A 15,327-nucleotide genomic window follows, 5' to 3' on the forward strand; every position below is an offset into this window, starting at 1 on the left:
GAGCAGCGCGCAGCGGCTGGTGACCCCAGAAATCCGAGTGTACGGTACCGCCTACCGCATTCGCCAATCCGGGGCAGCCGCGCAGGTCAGGCCAACTGCACCGTGGCGGTCGCGCGGCCGAAGATCTTCTTGCCGCCCGATTTCGCGACAATGGCCACCACGGCGGTGCGCGTCTCGGGATCCATCGACTTGATCTTGCCGGTGTATTCGATCTCGGCCGCCTGGTCCACGCCGACGTACACCGGGCTGGTGAAGCGGACGTTGTATTCGCGCACCGCACCGGGATCGCCGATCCAGGAGGTGATGAAACCGCCGCCAAGGCCCATGGTGAGCATGCCGTGGGCGACCACGTCGACCAGGCCGACCAGCTTGACGACCTCACCGCTCCAGTGGATGGGGTTGGCGTCGCCGGAGACGCCCGCGTAGTTGACCAGATCGCCGCGCGTCAGGCGCACCACGCGCGTGGGCAGTTCGAAGCCCTCGGCGACATCCTCGAAGCGCGGGGCGCGAGTGACGGGCGCGATCTGCGGTGCGACGGTGACCGGGACGGGCGGCGGCTCCACCGGCGGGGTGCTGCGCGGCTGATGTCCGGGTTCGTCCGGGCCGATGCCGTGCATGAGGACGTTGCGCACGGCCTTGTTCAGATTCGGGTCGATATCGCCGCCGCTGCGGCCGACGAGGGTGGTGTAGGTGGTGAGCACGAGTTCGTCGTTCTGGGCGGTGACGATGTTCTTGGTGACGATGATGTCGCCGCCGAACGCCTGCCGGAACGAGTGCAGGTAGACATCGCAGGTGAGCTGGTCGCCGACGCGGATGGGCCGGTGGAATTCCAGGATCTGGTCGGTCTGCATGATCTGGCTCAGGTCGTAGCCGGTGACGATCTGCTCGAACAGCTTGCGCTGGGCCAGGATTCCGACGAGCGAGATGAAGGTCAGCGGGGCGACCAGGCCCGAGTAGCCGTATTCCTGGGCGATGTCCTCATCCCAGTGCACCGGGTGGTAATCCTGCACCGCGCGGGCGTATTCGCGCACCTTCTCGCGGCCGACCTCGTAGTAGTCGTCGACGCGGTAGTGGTGACCGACCATGGCCGCCGCGTGCGCCGCCGCGTCGAAGTCCCCGGCTTCGCCCGGATGGACCGCTTCGTCTGTACCGGTGTTGATTGTCACGGGAGGGAACTGTACCCATGCGCCTCGGTCGCGCTCATCCGGCTCTACCGCAGGGCGCCCGACCTCGAAAATGACAAAGGGGCCGGACTTTTCGTCCGACCCCTTTGTGCGGCGTCTGTATCAGCGAGATTCGCGGTGCGCCCGGTGCGTTCCGCAGTTCGGGCAGAACTTCTTCAGCTCCAGCCGGTCCGGGTCGTTGCGCCGGTTCTTCTTGGTGATGTAGTTGCGATGCTTGCACTGCTCGCAGGCCAAGGTGATCTTTGGCCGGACATCGGTGGACTTCGCGGCCACGACTTTCCTTCTTTCCGGTACCTGGTTGCTTAATCGGTTTGTGGTAGCGATGGCCGGACTTGAACCGGCGACACAACGATTATGAGTCGTTTGCTCTACCGACTGAGCTACACCGCCACGTGGACGCATTGCGATGGTGCTGCGCCCAACCCTACATAGCGATGCCGAGTCGGTCACCACCGGCAATCCGGCGAGCCCCCTAACGGAATCGAACCGTTGACCTTTTCCTTACCATGGAAACGCTCTGCCGACTGAGCTAAGGGGGCGCGACTACATCCGCACCGATCTCGATCTCCTCGAGAACCGGGGCGGTGAAGCCTTGAACGAGGTTACACACTCCTCGTGCCGACTACCAAACCGCCTGATAAAGCCCTATTTTTCCGGACCGATTCCGCAGCGGGGCCACGCGCCTGGCGTACCTCCGGCCGCGCGCGGGTTCAAGGACAGCTTCGCCGGCAGCGCCTCTCAGCGGTAGTTGACGAATTGCAGCGCGATCCCGAAATCCTCGCCCTTCAACAGCGCGATCACGGCCTGCAGATCATCGCGCTTCTTGCTGCTGACCCGCAGCTCCTCGCCCTGGATCTGCGCCTTGACGCCCTTGGGACCCTCATCGCGGATCTTCTTGGAGATCTTCTTCGCGTGCTCGGTATCGATACCCTGCACCAGCGTCCCGGTGATCTTGTAGATCTTCCCCGAGGCCTGCGGCTCGCCCGCATCGAACGCCTTGAGCGAGATATCGCGGCGGATCAGCTTCTCCTTGAACACATCCAGCGCCGCCTTCACCCGCTCCTCGGCCTCGGCGGTGAGCACGATCTTGTCCTCGCCCGACCATTCGATCTTCGCGCCGGTGTTGCGGAAGTCATAGCGGGTGCCCAGCTCCTTCTCCGCCTGATGCAGGGCGTTGTCGACCTCCTGACGATCGACCTTGCTCACGACATCGAAAGACGAATCAGCCACGCTGCGCTCCTGTCCAAACGGTTCGAAGAGGGTTACCGAACGCCGAGGGGAATCCGGCACGTCAGTTGTACCCGCAAGCCAGACGTTAGTCCCGTCGCACGGCCGTTGCCCAGCCGGTTTGCATTTCGGGGGGAGGTTCGATGTATTCTTCTCACCGCACGAAAACAGTGCGCGAACGGCAGGTTGCCCGAGCGGCCAATGGGAGCAGACTGTAAATCTGCCGGTGAAAGCCTACGTAGGTTCGAATCCTACACCTGCCACCGTCGTTCGCTGAAAGAGCCTCATCCGCGCAAACGCGGATGAGGCTCTTTCTCGTTTTGTCGCGCGAGGGCGCGATCCGGTTGTGGCGCAACCATATTCACCCGATAGCTGCCGGTTCGCTCAGTAGCGATGATCACCGCCTGCCATCTGCTCCAGCCGGGCGATCCGATCGGCCATCGGGGGGTGGGTGGAGAACCAGCGGGCGGCACGCTCACCCGCGCGGAACGGGTTGGCGATCATCAGATGCGACTGGGCCGTCAACTGCGGTTCCGGCGGTAGCGGCGCGGCCTGGACGCCGCGTTCCAGCTTGCGCAGGGCCGAGGCCAAAGCCAAAGGGTCGCCGGTGAGTTCGGCGCCGGATTGGTCGGCCTGGTATTCGCGCGATCGGGACACGGCCAGTTTGATCAGTCCGGCCGCGATCGGACCGAGGAGCGAAACCAACAGCACACCAAGGAAATTCGGGCCTTCGCCCTCGCGATTGCCGCCGAAGGCCGAGGCGAAGAACGCGAGATTGGCCAATCCGGAGATGACGGCGGCGAGCGCGCCCGCGATGGAGGAGATCAGGATGTCGCGGTTGTAGACGTGGGAGAGCTCATGGCCGAGCACCGCCCGCAATTCACGCTCATCGAGCAGTTGCAGGATGCCGCTGGTACAGCAGACCGCGGCATGGCGCGGATCGCGTCCGGTCGCGAAGGCATTGGGCGCGTTCGTCGGGCTGATGTAGAGCCGGGGCATCGGTTGGCGGGCGGCGGTGGCCAGCTCACGCACGATCCGGTAGACCACCGGGGCCTCCAACTCGCTGACGGGCTGGGCGTGCATGGCCCTGAGTGCCAGCTTGTCGCTGTAGAAGTAGGCGTAGGCATTCATACCGACGGCGACGAGGATGGCCAGCACGAGTATCACCGGGCTGCGGAACATGGCCCCGGCGAACACGATGAGGGCCGACAGGCCGACCATCAGCCCGAACGTCTTGAGTCCATTCGCATACCCGTGCCCGTGCATACGTCTCCTTGCCCACGCCCCGGCTGCTGTCCTGTGCCGCGCCGCCGATACCGAACGACGAGCGCCTTACACCTGACAAACGATAGGAGCCCACTCCGGAGTTCCGCGACGGACTCGACCTCGGTGCCTATCCGACGCGTTCGATGGTGTAACGCACCAGAGACTCCAGCGCCTCATTCGCCGGCCCCTGGGGCAGCGCGGCCAGTTCCGCGTGCGCGAGATCGGCGTAGCTCTGCAACTTCTCCTTGGCCAGCAGCATGCCGCGCGACCGCGAGAGCAGCTCGAGGGCGGTGTCGACCTCCGCATCCGTACGCAGCGGGCGGGCCAGCAGCGCCCGCAGCCGATCGCCCTCCGCACCCTCCTCGCGCAGCGCGTACAGCACCGGCAGGGTGTGCACGCCCTCGCGCAGATCGGTGCCCGGCGTCTTGCCGGACTGCTCGGAGGCCGAGGAGATATCGATGATGTCGTCGGAGATCTGGAAGGCGGTACCGACGGCGTCGCCGAGGCGGGCCAACCGCTCCACACTCTCCGGATCGGCCCCCGTGAAGGTGCCGCCGAATCTGCCGCAGGCGGCAATCAACGATCCGGTCTTCTCCCACACCACCCGCAGGTAGTGCTCCACCGGATCCTCGGAATCGCGCGCCCCCATGGTCTCTCGCATCTGACCGGTGACCAGTTCGGCGAAGGTCTCGGCGATGACGCGCACCGCGTCCGGCCCCAGGGTGGAGGTCAGGCGCGAGGCGTGCGCGAACAGGTAGTCGCCCGCCAGGATCGCGACACTGTTGCTCCAGCGCGAATTCACGCTCTGCGCGCCCCGACGCATAGGGGCCTCGTCCATCACGTCGTCGTGGTACAGCGTGGCCAGATGCACCAACTCCACGACGGTGGCGGCGGTGATCAGGTGCGGATCATTGGGGCGCGGCCCGAACTGGCCGGTCAGGACGGTGAACAGCGGTCGGAACCGCTTACCGCCCGCCTTGGCCAGGTGCAGCGCCGCCTGCTGCAGGAATTCCTCCCCGTCGGACAGTTCGGCGACCAACAGCTTCTCGACCTGTTCCAGGCCGTTGCGCACCGTAGCGGCGAGCTCCGGATCACCGAGTTCCACCCCGGCGACCACCGTATTCTGCGCACTCACAGCCGATGTGCTCATCTCTTCTCCCAGCGCCGCTTCCGACCCCACGGTAGAGAACCTAGCGTGTCCCCGCATGAAGGCCCCATGAACACCGTCACTGCGGCGCGGGGTGACAGGATGGATCCCATGGGTTCACCGGAGGAAAATCCCGCGGCGGCGCTGCCCGACCGGGTCGAGGTGCTCGTGGTCGGCGCGGGGCCCGCGGGCTCGGCCGCCGCCGCCTGGGCCGCGCGCGCCGGACGCGAGGTGCTCTTGCTCGACGCCGCGGTCTTCCCCAGGGACAAGACCTGCGGCGATGGCCTCACCCCCCGCGCCACCGCCGAGTTGGAGCATCTCGGCCTCGGCGAATGGGCGCGCTCGCATACGGTGAATCGCGGGCTGCGGATGGCCGGATTCGGGCGCGAGGTGGAGTTGCCGTGGCCCGGCGGCGGCTTCCCGAAATACGGAAGCGCCGTCCCCCGAATCGAACTCGACGACAAGTTGCGGCGCACCGCCGAGACCTCCGGCGCGCGCGTGATCGACGGCGCGAAGGTGGTGGATATCACCAAGGAGGGCGACCGGGTCGCGAGTGTGACGGTGCGGACCGCCGAGTCGACCCACACTGTCGCCTGCCGAATCCTGGTGGTGGCCGACGGGGTTCGCTCCCCCATCGGCAAAATGCTCGGCCGCACTTGGCATCGGCGCTTCGCCTACGGCACCGCCGCGCGCGCCTATATGAAATCCGCGCGCAGCGATGATCAGTGGATCACCTCGCACCTGGAATTGCGCAATCCTCAGGGCGAACTGGTGCCGGGGTACGGCTGGATCTTCCCACTCGGCAATGGCGAAGTGAATATCGGCGTCGGATCGCTGGCCACCGAGCGGCGGCCTGCGCATGTCGCGCTCAAACCGCTGCTGGAGCACTATGTCGAGTCGCGCAGGCCGGAGTGGGGGCTCGAAGGCGAGCCGCGCGCGGTGGCCTCGGCACTGCTGCCGATGGGTGGCGCGGTATCGAATGTGGCCGGACGCAACTGGGCGCTGGTCGGCGATGCCGCGGGCTGCGTGAACCCGCTCAATGGCGAAGGCATCGACTACGGCCTGGAAGGCGGACATCTGCTCGCCGACCTGCTGGACGAGCCGAATCTCACCGCCGTGTGGCCGCGACTGCTGCGCGCCCGCTACGGGCGGACCTTCTCGATGGCGCGGCGGCTGGCCGGGTTGGCCACCCATCCGCGCACGGTGCCGCTCGGCGGGCCGCCGGTCATGCGGTCGAAGGTTCTGCAGCGCACCGCGGTTCGCGTAATGGGCAATCTCGTCACCGACGAGGATGTCGATTTCGTCGCGCGCGCGTGGCGCACTGCGGGGCGCGCCTCGATGCGCATCGACGGACTGCCCCCCTTCGCATAGAAATGGTCGAGCACAGAAATGGCCGAGCCGGGAAGTAGCCTGTTGCGGTGGCGGAAACCAGGCAGTCCGAGAGGCGGCGACCAGGACTGCTGCGCAGGCTCGAACGGGTGACCGCCGCCGAAGTTCCCCCTTCCGAGACCGCGCGCCAACGGCGACTGCGGCGGATCGGAAACGGCGTGCTGTGGACGGCGGCGGTGGTCAGCGCGCTGACCGTGCTGCTGGTGCTGGCCGCTTGGCGCAACGACTACCTGATCGGCTCCGACAAGGGCGTGGCCACCGCCGAGGTGCTCTCCGCGGGGCGGCTGCGCTCGGCGGTCATGTACGTCACACCGGACGGGCGCTCGCACAATCCGAAGGTCGGTGTCCTCTACCCGACCAACCTCACCGCCGGTGAGCGCATCAATGTCGAATACTCGCGCAGCGATCCGGATCTGGTCCGGGTCGCCGGACGCGATGTCCGGGTAGCCGTACCCCCGGCCCTGTCGGTGCTCGCGGTGAGTTGGGGTTTGGCGCTGCCCACCGTGTGGGTGCTGCGCCGCCTGCGCCGCAGGCCCGAGCCACGCCCCTAGGCGTACCTTCGCCTTCGCTGCGGCCATGCCCACTCGGCCGCGCCCGAAGCGTTCGCCGGAACTTTCCGTGGGCTTCATGTTGGTGTCGGGGGACGGCGCGGTGCGGCGGCCACGCTGGGGGCGTGCGAGTAGCGATCGTCGCGGAGTCGTTCCTGCCGAATATGAATGGCGTGGTCAACTCCGTGCTGCGGGTGCTTGACCATCTGGACCGCCACGGACACGACGCGATGATCGTCGCGCCGGACACCGTGCGCGGGCGGCCGCCCGCGCCGCGCCGGTATGAACGCTTCCCGGTGCATCGGGTGCCTGCGGTCATGGTGCCGAAGATCAGTTCGCTGCCGGTCGGGCTACCGCAGCCCGCGATCACCGCGGCGCTGGCGGATTTCGACGCCGACGTGGTGCACCTGGCCTCGCCGTTCCTGCTCGGAGCGGGCGGGCTGGCGGCGGCGCTGCGCCTGGATCTGCCGAGTGTCGCGGTGTATCAGACCGATGTGGCGGGCTTCGCCAAAAGTTACGGCCTCGGGCTCGCCAGTCGGGCTGCCTGGGCTTGGACGCGCCGCATCCACGAGGGTGCGACGCGCACGTTGGCGCCGTCCACCGCGGCGGCCGAGGATCTCGCGCGCCACGGCATCCCCAGGGTGCACCGCTGGGGGCGCGGGGTGGATATCGCTCGATTCACCCCGTCGGCGCGCACACCGGAGTTGCGCGAGCGCTGGTTGGGCGGGCGCAAGCTGCTGGTCGGCTTCGTCGGCCGACTCGCGCCGGAGAAACATGTCGACCGGTTGGCGGTGCTCGCCGCGAATCCGGAGATCCAACTGGTCATCGTCGGTGCCGGGCCGGAGCGGGGCAAGCTCGCGAAGCTGCTGCCCGACGCGATATTCACCGGCGAACTCGGCGGCGACGAACTGGCGCGGGCGTACGCGAGCCTGGATGTGATGGTGCACCCCGGCGAGCACGAGACGTTCTGTCAGGGTGTGCAGGAGGCTCTGGCCTCGGGTGTGCCGGTGATCGGACCGGACGCGGGCGGGCCGCGGGATCTGATCGCGCACTGCCGCAACGGATATCTGCTCCCGGTGGACCGTTTCACCGAACTGCTGCCCAGTGCCGTTGCCGCGCTGCGGGATCCGGCGCTGCGCACCAGATTCGCGGGCGCGGCCCGCAAATCGGTGCTGTCGCGGACCTGGCCCGCCGTCTGCGCCGAGTTGATGGGGCACTACGCCGAGGTGACGGGCGCGGGACTCGCGCTGCCGCACACCGCCTGATCGCCGCCGCGACCCGATACAGCGTCACGGGATACAGGGCGGGCGGATAGCCTCGTGGGGTGGCGAAAACTGACTCGGCCTGTGCCTCGCTGGACAAGCGACCGCGCGAGGTCGCGGCGATGTTCGACGGCGTCGCGAAGCGGTACGACCTGACCAATACCGTGATCTCCCTGGGTCAGGACCGGTACTGGCGCCGCGCGGTGCACCGGGCGGTCGCGCCGCGCCCCGGCGAGCGGATTCTCGACCTGGCGGCGGGCACCGGCATCTCCACGGCCGACCTCGCCAAATCGGGTGCCTGGTGCCTGGCGGCTGATTTCTCCAAGGGCATGTTGGCCGCGGGCAGCTTCCGCGAGGTGCCGATGGTCGCCGCGGACGCCACCGCGTTGCCCTTCGCCGACGATTCCTTCGACGCGGTGACCATCTCCTACGGTTTGCGCAATATCTCCGACACCGACGCGGCACTGCGGGAGATGCTGCGGGTCACCAAACCCGGCGGTCGGCTGCTGGTGTGCGAATTCTCCACACCGATCGTCCCGGTGTTCCGGACCGTGTACATGGAGTATCTGATGCGGGCGCTGCCTCGGGTCGCTCGCACTGTGAGCAGTCATCCGGATGCCTACATCTACCTGGCCGAATCCATCCGGTCCTGGCCCAATCAGCGGCGACTGGCCGCGCGGATCGCCGAGAGCGGCTGGTCCTCGGTGCGGTGGCGCAATCTCTCCTTCGGCATCGCGGCCATGCACCGGGCCTACAAGCTGGGTTGAGGCGTCCTCACCGCCGGAAATCTCGACGATGAGGCGGAACGTCACCTATACCTAACGCGCGGTAAACCCGGCGCAATCGGCGCTGCGCATGATCGGTGCCATGGCGGATTCGGTCACCGCGCCCGGTGCGCGCACCACCCGGACCGCGTGCTCGTACTGCGGTGTCGGCTGCGGCATCACCGTCGAGACGCGGCCCGACGCGTCGGGCGCGCCCGTCATCGCGAAGGTCACCGGTGATCGGCTGCATCCGGCCAATGCCGGTCGGCTCTGCACGAAGGGCGCGACCCATCCGGAGTTGATGCGCGCGCCGGGTCGCATGACCTCGGCCTACCTGCGACCCGATCGCGCCGAGCAGGCGCGGCCCGCGACGGTGGACGAAGCGGTGCGGGCGGCCGCGACGCGATTGCGGGCCATCCTCGACGAGCACGGTCCGGATGCGATCGCGCTCTATGTGTCGGGCCAAATGTCGCTGGAAGCACAGTATTTGGCGACGAAACTGGCCAAAGGCTATGTGCGGACCAAACATATCGAGGCGAATTCGCGCCTGTGCATGGCCAGTGCGGGCACCGGCTACAAGCAGTCGCTCGGGGCGGACGGCCCGCCCGGTTCCTACGACGATTTCGAGCGGGCCGACCTGTTCTTCGTCATCGGCGCGAATATGGCCGACTGCCACCCGATCCTGTTCCTGCGCATGGCCGAGCGCCTGCGCGCGGGCGCGCGCCTGATCGTGGTGGATCCGCGCCGCACCGACACTGCGGCCAAGGCGGATCTGTTTCTGCAAATCGCGCCGGGCACGGATCTGGCGCTGCTCAACGGCCTGCTGCATCTGCTGCTCGAAAACGGTGATATCGACAAGGATTTCATCGCCGAGCACACCGAGGGCTGGGCGGCGATGCCGGAATTCCTCGCCGACTATCCACCGCATCGGGTGGCCGAACTCACCGGTCTGGCCGAACAGGACATTCGCACGGCCGCGCGGTGGATCGGCGCGGCGGGGGAATGGATGTCGCTGTGGACCATGGGGCTCAATCAGTCCACACACGGCACCTGGAGCACCAACGCACTGTGCAATCTGCACCTGGCCACCGGCGCGATCTGCCGTCCCGGCAGCGGACCGTTCTCGCTCACCGGTCAGCCCAATGCCATGGGCGGACGCGAAATGGGTTATATGGGACCGGGTTTGCCCGGTCAGCGCAGTGTGCTGGCCGCGAAGGACCGCGCCTTCGTGGAGGCGGCGTGGGATATCGAGCCGGGTAGCGTCCGCAGCGAGGCCGGACCGGGCACCATCGAGATGTTCCGAGAGATGGCCGAGGGGCGCATCAAGGCGGCCTGGATCATCTGCACCAATCCCGTAGCCAGTGTGAGCAATCGGAAGACGGTGATCGCCGGGTTGGAGGCCGCCGAACTGGTGATCGTGCAGGACGCCTTCCGCGAGACCTCGACCACCGCCTACGCCGACATACTGCTGCCCGCCACGCTCTGGGCGGAATCCGATGCGGTGCTGGTGAATTCGGAACGCACCGTCACCCTGGCACAGCAGTCGATCGAACCGGCGGGTGCGGCGGTGCCCGATTGGCGACTCATCGCCGCGCTCGCCACGGCGATGGGTTTCGATGGTTTCCGATTCGATTCCGGCGCCGAGGTTTTCGAGGAGATCAAGCGCTTCGCCAATCCGGCCACCGGCTACGACCTGCGCGGTATGAGCTACGAACTGCTGCGCGAGGGACCCATGCAGTGGCCGTGTCCGGATTCGGATCGACGGCGCAATCCGGTGCGCTACCGCAATGACGGGGTGAGTCAGCACACGCACCTCGACGCCGAGGGGCGGCGACCCGCGCTGGCCTTCGCGACGCCGAGCCGCCGCGCCGTGTTCTGGCCCCGTCCGCATCTGCCCGCCGAGGAACTGCCCGACGACGACTACCCGTTCGTGCTGAATACCGGTCGGCTGCAACATCAGTGGCACACCATGACCAAGACCGGCCGGATCGACAAGCTGAATCGGCTCACCGGCGAACCGTTCGTCGAGGTGCATCCCGAGGACGCCGCACGGCTCGGGATACGCGCGGGCGACCATCTCGAGATCGCCTCGCGCCGCGGCCGGGCCGTACTCCCGGTGCGCATCGACGACCGGGTGCGAGTGGGCGACTGCTTCGCACCGTTCCACTGGAATGACGAACAGGGCGAGTACTTGACCATCAACGCGGTGACCAATGACGCGGTGGACCCGTTCTCGCTGCAACCCGAGTTCAAGGTGTGCGCGGTCGCGCTGCGGCGGGTGACGGGTATTGCCGAGCCCGTCACCGAGGCGCCCCTCGAATCACCGTTCACCGCAGCGGGTTCCACCCATCCGCTGGCCGCGACGCTCGGATTGGACGCGGGCAGCACGCCGACGCTGAGCGAGGGCGAGCGCACCTACCTGAGCGGCTATCTCGCGGCGCTGCACGCGATTCCCGGCACCGGCCTGCCCGTATTGCCCGATACCGCGCCCATTTCGCCGCTGAGCAGGTTGTGGATCGATGGGCTGCTGGCCGGAATGTACTCGCGGGCAGCAGGTTCGCCCGAACAAGCCGAGGAAGTCCCGGCGCGGCGGGTCACGGTGCTGTGGGCCTCGCAGACCGGAACCGCCGAGGAATTCGCGGCGGCCGCCGCCACCCGGCTCGGTGCGGCGGGATTCGCGCCGCACCTGCTGGAGATGGACTCCTGCGACCTGTCCGCGCTGACCGGTGACACCCTGGTCATCAGCAGCACCTTCGGCGACGGCGGCGCACCCGACAATGGCGCGGACTTCTGGACCCGCCTGGACGACAGCGCTATTCGACTGTCCGGGCTGCGCTACGCGGTATTCGCCCTCGGCGACTCCTCCTACGACGATTTCTGCGGACACGGACGTCGGCTGGACGAGGCGCTGGCCGCGCGGGGCGCGCTGCGGCTGCTGCCGCGCGTGGACAGCGAACCCGATTGCGGCGAACCGGCCGCGCGCTGGCTCGACGAGGTGGTCGCCGCGCTCACCGGAACCGTCGAGAACCCGACACTGTCCGGGGCAAGCACTCAACCGGCCGTCCGCACTATTGAGCAGGCTCCGGCTGTCTTCACGCGCACCGCGCCACTGCTCGCCCCGCTGATCCGCAATGAGCGACTGTCCGTGCCGAACGCACCGAAGGAGGTGCGCCGCTTCGGATTCGAGCTGCGCGGGCACGCGGTCGGCTACGAGGTCGGCGATTCGCTGGGCATCTATCCCCGCAATGACACCACGCTGGTGGACGAATGGCTGACGGTGACCGGACTCGACGGGCGGCGCGCGGTCGAGGTCGCGGGTCGGGAGATGCCGCTGGCCGCCGCGCTGGCCGACCATTACGACATCACCAAGGTCGGCCACGATCTGCTGAGCTTCATCGCCTCCCGCAGTGTCACCTCCAAAAATGGCGACGCGAACCTGGCCAAACTGTTGCGCCGGGACAACCGCAACGAACTCGACAACTATCTGTGGGATCGGCAGGCCGTCGACGTGCTGCGCGAATTTCCGGTGCGGGCCGATCTGGTCGACTGGCTGACCGTCCTGAAAAAGCTGCGACCGCGCCAGTATTCGATCTCCTCCAGCCCGCTGGTCAGCCCGCACGAGGTGGAGGTGACGGTGGGCGTGCTGCGCTACGGCCGTCCGGCGCGCGGCGGGGTGTGCAGCACCTACCTGGCCGACCGCGCCGCCGACGAAGTGCCGATCTTCCTGCAGCGCGCCCCGCATTTCCGGCCGCCGTCGGATCCGTCGGCCCCGATGATCATGATCGGCCCCGGCACCGGAATCGCGCCCTTCCGCGGTTTCCTGCACGAGCGCCGGGCACTCGGCGCGACCGGCCGCAACTGGCTGTTCTTCGGCGAACAGCACGCGGCCACCAATTTCTACTACCGCACCGAACTGGAGGAGATGTTCCGCGGTGGCTTCCTCAACCGCTTGGACCTGGCCTTCTCCCGCGACCAACGGGAGCGGATCTACGTGCAGCACAGGATGATCGAACACGGGGCGCAACTGTGGTCCTGGCTGTGCGACGGCGCGCACCTGTACGTCTGCGGCGACGCGAACAGGATGGCGCGCGATGTGGACGAGGCGCTCCTACACATCATCCGCGTACACGGCGATCTCGACACCGACGCGGCCCTGGCGTATCGAAAGTCGCTGGTGGCGAACAAGCGCTACGTCCGCGACGTCTACTGAACGGTGCCTGCCGATATCAACCCGTAGCGGCGAAAGCGCCTGGAAAAGCGGAGAATTGGTAGATGAAGGGCGATCGGGTGGAGATCGTCGTCGATATCGGCGGCAGTACTCGCGACTATGAAGTTTCCGCGACCAGAGCGGGTCGACGGGTCGAAGTGCGCATCGCGCGCGGCGTGGTGGAGGTCAGCGAGGTGACCAGATCCGGGACGGCGGTGCGCACCGCGCGTTTCCTGGCGGCCCGCACGCTGGCGCTGGTGGAACATCCCGCGAATGGAGCGGCCCCGGTAGCCGACGAGTGAACCGGTTGCCGAGCCGCTCGGAGCGGCGCATGCTCGGTGGTAGCCGCGCTACCCACCCCGACCGAGGAGCGCCGATGACCGATCGCAGCAGCCGGCGCGTCCTGGATTCCATCCCGGAGGCCGATTTCGCCGAACAGTCCGTCCCCGCGAACCCGAACGACGAGACCGAACTGAACGAGGCGCCGGAGCAATCGGTGCACGCTCGCGACGCCTTCGACGCCGACCCGGCCGACCTGGTCGAACAGTCCATTCCGGCGCCGATGGACGACGAACCGGACCGGGACTGACGGTATCGATTCGCGGCGCTCACGGGTCCCTCCGTGGTCACGCTCCGCTACCGCCTCCGGTCCCGTCGCTCACGCTGCGGGCGGGCTCAGTCGGCGATGCGCGCCCGCACCGCGGCATGCAGCTCGCGCAGACTGGATCGCTCGGTGGCCACTTCGAGCACCCGCATACCGTGCGCGTGCTCGGTCAGTGCGACGGCCAACTGCTGCGGGTCGAGCTGGCGGTGCGGAATCCGATAGGCCGCGCACATCGCCGCCAGATCCATGCCGTGCGGTGTGCCGAACACCCGCTCGAAGACGCCCGCGTACTGCGGATCGCCCTGTTCGAGCAGTTCGAAGATGCCGCCACCGTCGTCATTGGCGACCACGATGGTCAGGTCGGCGGGCCGGGGCTCACCGGGGCCGATCAGCAGTCCGGACGCGTCGTGCAGGAAGGTGAGGTCGCCGATGAGGGCGATGGTGCGACCGCGATGGTGCAGCGCCGCGCCGACAGCCGAGGACACGGTGCCGTCGATTCCGGCGACACCGCGATTGGACAGCACTTTCACCCCGCGTTTGGGATGGGCGACCAGGGCGGCGTCGCGCACCGGATTGGACGCGCCGAGCAGCAGTTGATCGCCCTCGCGCAGCGCGTCCATGACCACGGCGGCCACATGCAGTCCGGTGGGCTTGGGGTGGCGGGCCAGTTCGGCACGGACGACGCGGTGGGCGTTGTCGTTGAGGTCCGCGCAGTGCGCGAGCCACTGCGCGCGGGGCGCGCCCGCGACGATCGCGCGCGTCCCGGTGCCGAGCACATTGCCCGACACATCGGGCCAGCGCGGACCGGTGGTGAGCGCGAACACCCGCACCTCGGGATCGGAGAGCACCTTGGCGACCTGCCGATGCAGAGTCGGTCTACCCGTAATGACGGCCTGTTTGGGCCGCAGCAGCGGCAGGGCCAACGGATGCAGCGCGGGACCGTGCATCGGGGCGGTGGGCTCGGCGACGGTGGGCAACACCGCCAACTCCGGCCGCAGGCCCGCACCGTGGCCGGAGATGACCACCGTGTCGGGCGTCAGGTCCAGGTCGAGCGGGACATCGAGGGTGGCGTACTCGGTGCGGGTCCACGGGCTGTCCTCGGCGCGACCCGCCGGGGCCGATTCACCGGGCAGCAGGTCGGGAACCAGCGGCTCGCGCAGTGGAATGTCGAAGTGCACCGGTCCGGCATTGCCGGAGCGGGTGCCGCGCGCGGCGGCCAACACCCGACAGACGGCCGAGCGCCACTGGCTGTTCTGATGACCGTAGGGCGCGGCGTCCTCGGGACACCGCTCGACCTCGGCCAAGCCCAGGCTGATGTTGGCCCGCACTTGGCTGCCGAACAGACCGAACTGCTCGACGGTTTGATTCGCGCCGGACCCCAGCATCTCGTAGGGGCGGTTGGCGCTGAGCACGATCAGGGGCACCCGCGCGTAGTTGGCCTCCAGCACGGCCGGGCCGAGATTGGCCACCGCCGTACCCGAAGTCATCACCACCGGGACCGGTAGTCGACTGGATATCGCCAGGCCGAGAGCCAGGAATCCGGCGGTCCGCTCGTCGATGCGCAGATGCAACCGGAGCCGACCGACCGCGTCGGCCGCCTGCAAGGCGAAGGCCAACGGGGCGTTGCGGGATCCGGGGCACAGGACGACATCGCGCACGCCACCGCGTACGAGTTCGTCGACGACGACCTGCGCCTGTGCTGTTGACGGGTTCACCACCCCAGCCTCCC

At 67.9% G+C, this 15,327-nt stretch carries 13 protein-coding genes and 3 tRNA genes; 8 read left to right on the forward strand and 8 right to left on the reverse strand.

The window, feature by feature from the left end; genetic code table 11:
* Positions 1–86: 86 nt before the first annotated feature.
* From D5S18_RS09410 to D5S18_RS09430, 5 genes are all read right to left on the reverse strand, one after another.
* On the reverse strand, positions 87–1,160 hold the full coding sequence (locus tag D5S18_RS09410; protein WP_120040454.1) for a fused (3R)-hydroxyacyl-ACP dehydratase subunits HadA/HadB: 1,074 nt from the start codon (positions 1,158–1,160) through the stop codon (positions 87–89).
* Between the two features lie 126 nt (positions 1,161–1,286).
* On the reverse strand, positions 1,287–1,457 hold the full coding sequence (gene rpmG, locus D5S18_RS09415) for a 50S ribosomal protein L33 (RefSeq protein ID WP_011211653.1): 171 nt from the start codon (positions 1,455–1,457) through the stop codon (positions 1,287–1,289).
* 41 nt (positions 1,458–1,498) lie between these two features.
* Positions 1,499–1,574, reverse strand: a tRNA-Met gene (locus tag D5S18_RS09420).
* 76 nt (positions 1,575–1,650) lie between these two features.
* Positions 1,651–1,723, reverse strand: a tRNA-Thr gene (locus D5S18_RS09425).
* Between the two features lie 199 nt (positions 1,724–1,922).
* Positions 1,923–2,414 carry a YajQ family cyclic di-GMP-binding protein gene (locus tag D5S18_RS09430; protein WP_120039441.1) on the reverse strand — a complete coding sequence of 164 codons (492 nt, stop codon included), beginning with the start codon at positions 2,412–2,414 and terminating at the stop codon, positions 1,923–1,925.
* A gap of 177 nt (positions 2,415–2,591) precedes the next feature.
* Between D5S18_RS09430 and D5S18_RS09435 the strand changes: the two genes are divergently transcribed.
* Positions 2,592–2,674, forward strand: a tRNA-Tyr gene (locus D5S18_RS09435).
* Positions 2,675–2,795: 121 nt separating this feature from the next.
* Here the strand turns inward: D5S18_RS09435 and htpX are convergent.
* The gene (htpX, locus tag D5S18_RS09440; protein WP_120039442.1) at positions 2,796–3,677 is read right to left on the reverse strand and encodes a zinc metalloprotease HtpX; all 882 of its coding nucleotides are present in this window, start codon (positions 3,675–3,677) and stop codon (positions 2,796–2,798) included.
* Between the two features lie 127 nt (positions 3,678–3,804).
* Entirely contained in the window at positions 3,805–4,827 is a 1,023-nt protein-coding gene (locus D5S18_RS09445; RefSeq protein WP_120039443.1) for a polyprenyl synthetase family protein, read from the reverse strand.
* A gap of 108 nt (positions 4,828–4,935) precedes the next feature.
* On the opposite strand from D5S18_RS09445, the gene D5S18_RS09450 reads away from it, so the two are divergent.
* The 7 genes from D5S18_RS09450 to D5S18_RS09480 all read left to right on the forward strand — a co-directional run bounded on the left by D5S18_RS09450 (position 4,936) and on the right by D5S18_RS09480 (position 13,583).
* Positions 4,936–6,195, forward strand: coding sequence for a geranylgeranyl reductase family protein (locus tag D5S18_RS09450; protein WP_120040456.1), 1,260 nt, complete (start codon positions 4,936–4,938; stop codon positions 6,193–6,195).
* Between the two features lie 107 nt (positions 6,196–6,302).
* Positions 6,303–6,764 carry a DUF3592 domain-containing protein gene (locus D5S18_RS09455; RefSeq protein WP_203236700.1) on the forward strand — a complete coding sequence of 154 codons (462 nt, stop codon included), beginning with the start codon at positions 6,303–6,305 and terminating at the stop codon, positions 6,762–6,764.
* 122 nt (positions 6,765–6,886) lie between these two features.
* Positions 6,887–8,026 (forward strand): glycosyltransferase family 4 protein, encoded by a 1,140-nt coding sequence (locus D5S18_RS09460; RefSeq protein WP_120039444.1) that lies wholly within the window; start codon positions 6,887–6,889, stop codon positions 8,024–8,026.
* A 59-nt stretch (positions 8,027–8,085) separates the two neighbouring features.
* The gene (locus tag D5S18_RS09465; protein ID WP_120039445.1) at positions 8,086–8,790 is read left to right on the forward strand and encodes a demethylmenaquinone methyltransferase; all 705 of its coding nucleotides are present in this window, start codon (positions 8,086–8,088) and stop codon (positions 8,788–8,790) included.
* Positions 8,791–8,890: 100 nt separating this feature from the next.
* Complete coding sequence (locus D5S18_RS09470) at positions 8,891–12,997, forward strand: bifunctional nitrate reductase/sulfite reductase flavoprotein subunit alpha (RefSeq protein ID WP_120040462.1); 4,107 nt, start codon at positions 8,891–8,893, stop codon at positions 12,995–12,997.
* 62 nt (positions 12,998–13,059) lie between these two features.
* Positions 13,060–13,296 carry a DUF8836 family protein gene (locus D5S18_RS09475; protein WP_120039446.1) on the forward strand — a complete coding sequence of 79 codons (237 nt, stop codon included), beginning with the start codon at positions 13,060–13,062 and terminating at the stop codon, positions 13,294–13,296.
* A 74-nt stretch (positions 13,297–13,370) separates the two neighbouring features.
* A complete protein-coding gene (locus tag D5S18_RS09480) occupies positions 13,371–13,583 on the forward strand; it encodes an Rv3202a family protein (protein WP_120039447.1) in 213 nt (70 codons plus the stop codon).
* 86 nt (positions 13,584–13,669) lie between these two features.
* On the opposite strand, the gene menD is transcribed toward D5S18_RS09480, so the two are convergent.
* Complete coding sequence (gene menD, locus D5S18_RS09485) at positions 13,670–15,313, reverse strand: 2-succinyl-5-enolpyruvyl-6-hydroxy-3-cyclohexene-1-carboxylic-acid synthase (protein ID WP_120040464.1); 1,644 nt, start codon at positions 15,311–15,313, stop codon at positions 13,670–13,672.
* Between the last annotated feature and the right edge of the window lie 14 nt (positions 15,314–15,327).

Source organism: Nocardia panacis (assembly GCF_003598715.1).
GTDB classification, from domain to species: Bacteria; Actinomycetota; Actinomycetes; order Mycobacteriales; family Mycobacteriaceae; genus Nocardia; species Nocardia panacis.

Bases quoted from the DNA above. Each gene is read 5' to 3' on its own strand.
- D5S18_RS09470 (WP_120040462.1), top strand. From the start codon at position 8,891: ATGGCGGATTCGGTCACCGCGCCCGGTGCGCGCACCACCCGGACCGCG.
- D5S18_RS09450 (WP_120040456.1), top strand. From the start codon at position 4,936: ATGGGTTCACCGGAGGAAAATCCCGCGGCGGCGCTGCCCGACCGGGTC.
- D5S18_RS09475 (WP_120039446.1), top strand. From the start codon at position 13,060: ATGAAGGGCGATCGGGTGGAGATCGTCGTCGATATCGGCGGCAGTACT.
- htpX (WP_120039442.1), bottom strand. From the start codon at position 3,677: ATGCACGGGCACGGGTATGCGAATGGACTCAAGACGTTCGGGCTGATG.
- D5S18_RS09445 (WP_120039443.1), bottom strand. From the start codon at position 4,827: ATGAGCACATCGGCTGTGAGTGCGCAGAATACGGTGGTCGCCGGGGTG.
- D5S18_RS09480 (WP_120039447.1), top strand. From the start codon at position 13,371: ATGACCGATCGCAGCAGCCGGCGCGTCCTGGATTCCATCCCGGAGGCC.